Source organism: Streptomyces torulosus (assembly GCF_001419765.1).
Taxonomy (GTDB): Bacteria; Actinomycetota; Actinomycetes; order Streptomycetales; family Streptomycetaceae; genus Streptomyces; species Streptomyces torulosus.
The window spans coordinates 1-5,708 of the sequence record NZ_LIRK01000839.1; the positions used below are offsets into that span (position 1 = coordinate 1).

General features: G+C 74.5%; 7 protein-coding genes and 1 pseudogene. 7 read left to right on the forward strand and 1 reads right to left on the reverse strand.

Translation table 11 applies throughout. The features are described from left to right. The 7 genes and pseudogenes from AOK23_RS41070 to AOK23_RS41100 all read left to right on the forward strand — a co-directional run. Positions 1–736: pseudogene (locus tag AOK23_RS41070) on the forward strand (condensation protein); the annotation flags it as partial. A gap of 146 nt (positions 737–882) precedes the next feature. Continuing rightward, positions 883–1,602, forward strand: coding sequence for a class I SAM-dependent methyltransferase (locus tag AOK23_RS41075; RefSeq protein ID WP_055717510.1), 720 nt, complete (start codon positions 883–885; stop codon positions 1,600–1,602). A gap of 14 nt (positions 1,603–1,616) precedes the next feature. After that, entirely contained in the window at positions 1,617–2,531 is a 915-nt protein-coding gene (locus AOK23_RS41080; RefSeq protein WP_055717511.1) for a hypothetical protein, read from the forward strand. Then, positions 2,528–2,767 (forward strand): Trm112 family protein, encoded by a 240-nt coding sequence (locus AOK23_RS41085; protein WP_055717505.1) that lies wholly within the window; start codon positions 2,528–2,530, stop codon positions 2,765–2,767. Before AOK23_RS41080 ends, AOK23_RS41085 begins: the two co-directional genes overlap by 4 nt. Further along, the gene (locus tag AOK23_RS41090) at positions 2,764–3,582 is read left to right on the forward strand and encodes an FkbM family methyltransferase (protein WP_055717506.1); all 819 of its coding nucleotides are present in this window, start codon (positions 2,764–2,766) and stop codon (positions 3,580–3,582) included. The genes AOK23_RS41085 and AOK23_RS41090 overlap by 4 nt, the downstream gene beginning before the upstream one ends. Beyond that, a complete protein-coding gene (locus AOK23_RS41095; RefSeq protein ID WP_055717507.1) occupies positions 3,548–4,153 on the forward strand; it encodes a hypothetical protein in 606 nt (201 codons plus the stop codon). Before AOK23_RS41090 ends, AOK23_RS41095 begins: the two co-directional genes overlap by 35 nt. Positions 4,154–4,390: 237 nt before the next feature. Then, positions 4,391–5,302, forward strand: coding sequence for an MEDS domain-containing protein (locus tag AOK23_RS41100; RefSeq protein ID WP_055717508.1), 912 nt, complete (start codon positions 4,391–4,393; stop codon positions 5,300–5,302). A gap of 27 nt (positions 5,303–5,329) precedes the next feature. Here the strand turns inward: AOK23_RS41100 and AOK23_RS51090 are convergent. After that, positions 5,330–5,708 (reverse strand): helix-turn-helix domain-containing protein (locus AOK23_RS51090; protein WP_240496805.1); only part of this gene is annotated, 379 nt, incomplete at its 5' end.

A 5,708-nucleotide genomic window follows, 5' to 3' on the forward strand; every position in this document is an offset into this window, starting at 1 on the left:
CACCTGGGCCCCGCCCGCCCGCGTCGCCCCCGGCACGCCCGAGCCCTCCCCGGGCAACGGCCTGCTCGTCACCGAACTTCCGGTGCCGCGCCGCCCCCGATCGGCCCCGTACACCGTGAATGACCAGCTCATGGTCACCACGGCCCTGATGCTGGCCCACTGGAACCGGGAGCACGGCGCCCGCCCGCGCCCTTTCCGCATCACCATGCCCGTGGACGACCGCCCCCGCGACACCCGCATGCCCATCGGCAATGGCACCCGCCTGGTCGACGTCGCCTTCCTCCCGGAGGAGGTGGACCAGCGCCGCACGCCCACCGCCGTCCTGCTGCGCCGCACGGCCGACCGCACCCGTGCGCTGAAGTCGCTCACCCGACCCCAACTGGGCCACGGCGCCTCGCTCCTGACCGCGCCCGTCGTCCCCGTCTCCTGGCGGGCGGCCCTCACCCGGGGCCTGCGCCGGGCGGCCGCCCCCTGGACGTCGACGACCCTGCTCAGCAACATCGGCCGCATCCCGTACTCCCTGGACTTCGGTCAGGAGGCCGGCCGCGCCCACGCCGTGTGGTTCTCTGCGCCCGCCCGCATGCCGCGCGGCCTCACCGTCACGACCGCCTCCACGGCGGGCCGTCTCCACCTGGCCCTGCGCTGGTCCCGTGCCCTGCTCGGCCACGGCGACGGCGCCCACCTCCGCGACCTCTTCGAGCACTACCTGCACGCGACGGAAGAGGACACCCCCTGATGTCCACGAAGACACCGAGGACAACGGCACCGACGGATCCGACGGACACGACCGGCACCACGAACCGGGCGGGCGGGGCGGACCCGACCACCGGCACCACCACCACCGCAGCCACCGGCACCACGACCACCGCGGACCGCCCCGGCCTGCGGGACTTCTACGAGGACCCGGCCGTTCCCGTCGCCTCCGGCAACCCCCGCAGTCTCCGCCAGGCCCGGATGCTCGCCGAGGCGCTCGGCCCGGCCGCCCACGGCGCCCGCACGATCCTCGACATCGGCTGCGGCGACGGCACCGCCGCCGCCACCGCCGCGCCCCTCCTGCCCGGCCACCGCCTCATCGGCGTCGACTGGTCCCAGGACGCCCTCCGCCGCGCCCGCACCCGTCTGCCGTACGCCGTGCGCGGCGAACTCAGCGACGGGGGGCTGCCGTTCCGGGCCGAGTCCGCCGACGCTGTGCTGTTCAGCGAGGTGATCGAGCACCTCGTCGACCCGGACGCGGCGCTCGACGAGATCCGCCGTGTGCTGCGCCCCGGCGGCCATCTGATGCTCTCCACCCCGAACCTCGCCGCCTGGTACAACCGGGCCCTGCTGCTCGCGGGCGTCCAGCCGGTGTTCTCGGAGGTCAGCCTGCGCGGCATCCACGGCCGGCCGGGCACCGAGGTCGTGGGCCATCTGCGGCTCTACACGGCCCGCGCGCTGCGGGAGTTCGTGGCCGCCTCGGGCTTCGAGGTCGTACGGCTGCGGGGCGCGCCCTTCCACGGCGTACCGCGTCCGATGCGCCCGCTGGACCGGCTGGTGTGCGCGGCCCCGTCGGCCGCGTCGATCCTGCTGCTGCACGCGCGCAGGCCGTCGACGCGGGGCGCGTGACCATGTGGTGGGGGGTGGCCGCGGCCCTGCTGGCGAACGCGCTGTACAGCACCGGGTTCGTGCTGGAGAAGCGGGCGCTCGGCGCGCTGCCCCAGGTGTCGGTGCGGCAACCGCTGAGACTGCTGCGGCTGGTCCTCGGCAGCCCCTTGTGGATCGGGGGTTCGCTGTCGCTGGCCGCCGGGTTCGCGGCGCAGCTCGCCGTGTACCGGACGCTGCCGATCGCCGCCGCCCAGGGCATCTTCGTCTCCGGGCTCGTGCTGCTGGTGCTGCTGTCGGCGCGGCTGCTCGGGGAGGAGACGACGGGCAGGGAGCGGTACGCGCTGGGCGCCATCCTCGCCGCGCTGCTGATGGTGGTGCTGTCGCTGGACGAGGGTTCCGACACGGTCAGCCGCGACGCGCCGTACGCGCTGGTCCTCACCATCTGTCTGCCGTCGCTGGCGCTGGGCGTGTGGTTGTACCGGTCCGCTGAGCGGCGCGCCCGGCACCGGCACCGGCTGCCGACCACAGGCGTCGAGTACGGCGTGGCCGTGGGTCTGCTGTACGGCGTCAGCTCCCTCGCGATCAAGGGGGTGTCGAGCCGTCTCACCGTCGGCGGGATCGGGGACGCGGTGGTCGCCGTGCTGCGCTCCCCGTACCCGTATCTGCTGCTGTTCACCGGCGCGTTCGGCCTGGTCATGTCGCAGGCGGCGCTGCAGCGCTGCCGGGCGTCGCTGATCGTGCCGGTGTGCACGACGGTGACCAGCCTGTTCACGGCCGTGCTCGGCACGCTGTCGTTCGGTGAGTCGCTGCCGGACGATCCGTTGCGGCTGGCGCTGCGGCTGTCCGGCACGGTGCTCGCGGTCGGTGTCCTGCTGAGCATGCCCAAGCACGACGCGCCGCCGTCGGCGCAGCAACCCCCCGCCCCGGCCAAGGAGTTGACGCCGCCATGAACCCCGACGACCCGTTGCTGCAGATCCTGGCGTGCCCGCTCGACAAGGGCCCGCTGCATCTGGTCGTGCCCGAGGAGGGCCCGGACGAGGCGTCCCGGACACCGGAGTCGCTCTACAACCCGCGGCTGCACCGCCGGTACCCGATCGTCGACGGCATCCCGCAACTGCTGCCGTCCTCGGGCGAGCAGGTCACGGAGGACGAACACGAGGAACTGCTGAGGAGGATGTCTTCATGACCACGCTCGCCGCCCGGCTGGCCCCGCTGCTGCCCGACCGGGCGGTCGCCGCGACCGCCCGGTTCGTCTATCCCCGGTTCGAGCCCGAGCTGACCCGCCTCGACGAGCTGTGCCCGCCAGACTGCGGCACGGCCGTCGACGTCGGCGGCTGGTACGGCCCGTGGACGCACCGGCTCGCCCGGCGGGCCGCGCGGGTGGTGACCGTCGAGCCGGTGCCCCGGCTGGCCCGGCTGCTCGTCGCGGGCGCCCCCGGCAACGTCCGGGTCGTCCAGGCCGCCGCCTCCGACCGGCCGGGCACCGCCCGGCTGTGGCTGCCGCCCGGCGACGACGGCGGGCGGGGCGTGTCGTCGCTGGTCCGCCGGGACATCCACGCCCGCGCCCTCGACGTCCCGTGCGTCACCCTCGACGGGCTCGGCCTGAGCGAGGTCGGCTTCGTCAAGATCGACGTGGACGGCAACGAACTCGCCGTGCTGCGCGGCGCCTCCACGACCCTCGCCCGTGACCGCCCGGCCCTCTTCATCGAGCTGGAGTCGCGTATCCAGCCGATCGCCCCGGTCGTCGACCTCCTCACCGGCCTCGGCTACACCGGCTGGGTGCTGCCCGCCGGGACCTGGCACCGGCTGAACCCGGCCGTGCTGGAGGCCCACCAGGCGCGCACCTCGTACGTGGCGTCGCACGGTCTGCTGCGCCGGGTCCTGCCGTTCGGTGGGCCGCGTTATGTGAACTCGGTGCTGTTCCTGCCGGACGGGCGCCGCCCGGGCGGGGGGACGGTGGGGGAGCATGGCTCCCATGCCCTCCGCGAAGCGCCCCGGTAGCCCCTCGGGTCCGTTCACCCCGCTCGACTTCCAGCTCGTGCTGCTGCGGCGCATGGCCGACCACAATCCCGGGCTCGTGGAGGAGGCCCGGCGGGAGCTGGGGGTGTCGATCGCGGAAATGCGCGAGGCGAACAAGCGGTGGCAGGCGATGGTCCGCTCGCCCCGGGCGCGGGGCGCCGCCGCCCGGTACCGGTCCGTGCTGGGCGCGCCGGAGTCCGTGGCGCCGCGCCGCATCGGCGACCTGGACTGCGAGGCCCGGCTGTGGCCGGTGCCGCTGTGGCCGGACCTCCGGTTCGAGGTGCTGGTCGGCCCGGACGGGGCGGTCTGGAACGAGTGGCTCGTCCGGGCGCCGGGTACCGCCGGCCCCGCCCCGGCCACCCTGGAGGACCTCACCCCGTGGTCGTGCACGGTCGACGAGGTGGCCCGCGCGTTCGCCCCGGCCCGGCCTTTGGAGGGCTCGGCGCCGACCCGCTGGGGGCTGGCGTTCGTCGCGCCGGACGCGCGGGGCACGCGACGGGAGGTCGTCGCCGAGTTCACGTGGGGGCTGCTGCAGCGGGTGAGTGCCCAGTAGGGCCTGCCGCTGGTCCGGGTGTTGGCTGTTGGCTGTTGGCCGGTCGAGGGCCTTTGGGTCGCGGGTCCGGGGCGCGGGTCCGGTTCGCGGTCACGAGTGGGGGACGTGATCGTTCATCCTTGCCTCTCATTCGCTCGCCGCCGGACCCAAGTCGGCCAGTCGTGATCATCCCCTCAACGGCGGCCCGCGAGGGCTTACCCTCCGCGCAGAGTCCCGTACCGCCAGGGAGGCGCCCCCATGTCGTCCGAACGTTCCGCGGAGCGTCGCATGGTGTCCGTCGACGCGCTGCGGCTGGGGGATCACGCGTGCATGGGGACGGCGGACGTGGCCGGGGAGTCGCCGTGGAAGGTGTTCACGGCGTACACGCGGACCAGTCTGGCGCGCCGGGAGAAGGTGCTGCTGGTGATGGACCCGGACGACCTGACGGACGACGAGGTGGTCACGCTGCTGGACGGGGGCAGCGGTCAGGCGGTGGCGGCTCGGGACAGCGGTCAGCTGGTGCTGCGGCGGAACACCGAGATGTACGTCCCCGACGGCCGCTTCGAGGAGGAGCGCACGATCGACGCGTACCGCGCCCACTTCGACCGTTCCTACGCGGAGGGCTGGTCGGGGCTGCGGGTCACCGCCGACATGAGCTGGGCGCCCCGCGTCCGTCTCGACCCGGAGCGGCTGTTGGACTACGAGGCGTCGGTGGCGCCGCTGTTCGCGGACCCCTTGTTCACCGCGATCTGCTGGTACGACCGGCGGCGGTTCGGTGACGAGGTGACGGAGCGGATCGCGGAGGTGCACCCGGTGCGGGTCGTGGAGCTGCTCGACTCTCCGCCGGTCACCGGGACCCCGGAGGGCGGCCGGATCGCCGGTGGCGCGGAGCCGGGCACGGGCCCGGAGTTCGTGGAGGCCCTGCGTGAGGCGCTGGACCACCGGAACGACTCGGGGCCCGGTCACGTCGTCCTCGATCTGCGGGACCTGTGCTTCATGGAGGCGCACTGCGCGTGGCAGCTGATCAGTCTCGCCGCGTCCCTGCCGCCCGGCAGCGCCGTGACCGTGCGCTGCGGGGAGCTGCTCGCGCTGGTACTGGAACAACTGGGCGCGGCGGAGGTCCCGCAGCTGGTGGTCAGGGTGGAGGACGAGGCGGCGCCCGCCGGGTGAGCCGTGGGGGCAGGGTCGGACAGGGTCCTAGGACCACGACCGCGCGCTGAACCAGGCCGCCACCTGGCTGCGGTTGCGGAACCCCAGCTTGACCAGGATCCGTTCGACATGGCCCTCGGCGGTGCGGCGGGCGATGACGAGATGGTCGGCGATCTGCTTGTTGGTGCGGCCCTGGGCGACGAGGGCGGCGACCTGGAGTTCCCGCCGGGTGAGCGGCACGGGCTCGGCGGAGGGCCCGGTGGTCACGGCGGTGTCGGGGACGCGACTCCCGGCCGGGGTCCGGGCGTCGCGTAAGCCGGGTGCGGGCCCTTCGGCCGCGGCCGGCCCGGGCCCCGTGTGCCCGGCCGGGGCGGGGCGGCCTCCGTGTACAGCAGGGGTGCCGCCGCGTAGGCCGGAGGAGGCGGGG

Excerpts from the sequence above, each read along its gene's own strand:
- AOK23_RS41085 (WP_055717505.1), top strand. The coding sequence starts at position 2,528 with ATGAACCCCGACGACCCGTTGCTGCAGATCCTGGCGTGCCCGCTCGAC.
- AOK23_RS41090 (WP_055717506.1), top strand. The coding sequence starts at position 2,764 with ATGACCACGCTCGCCGCCCGGCTGGCCCCGCTGCTGCCCGACCGGGCG.
- AOK23_RS41095 (WP_055717507.1), top strand. The coding sequence starts at position 3,548 with ATGGCTCCCATGCCCTCCGCGAAGCGCCCCGGTAGCCCCTCGGGTCCG.
- AOK23_RS41100 (WP_055717508.1), top strand. The coding sequence starts at position 4,391 with ATGTCGTCCGAACGTTCCGCGGAGCGTCGCATGGTGTCCGTCGACGCG.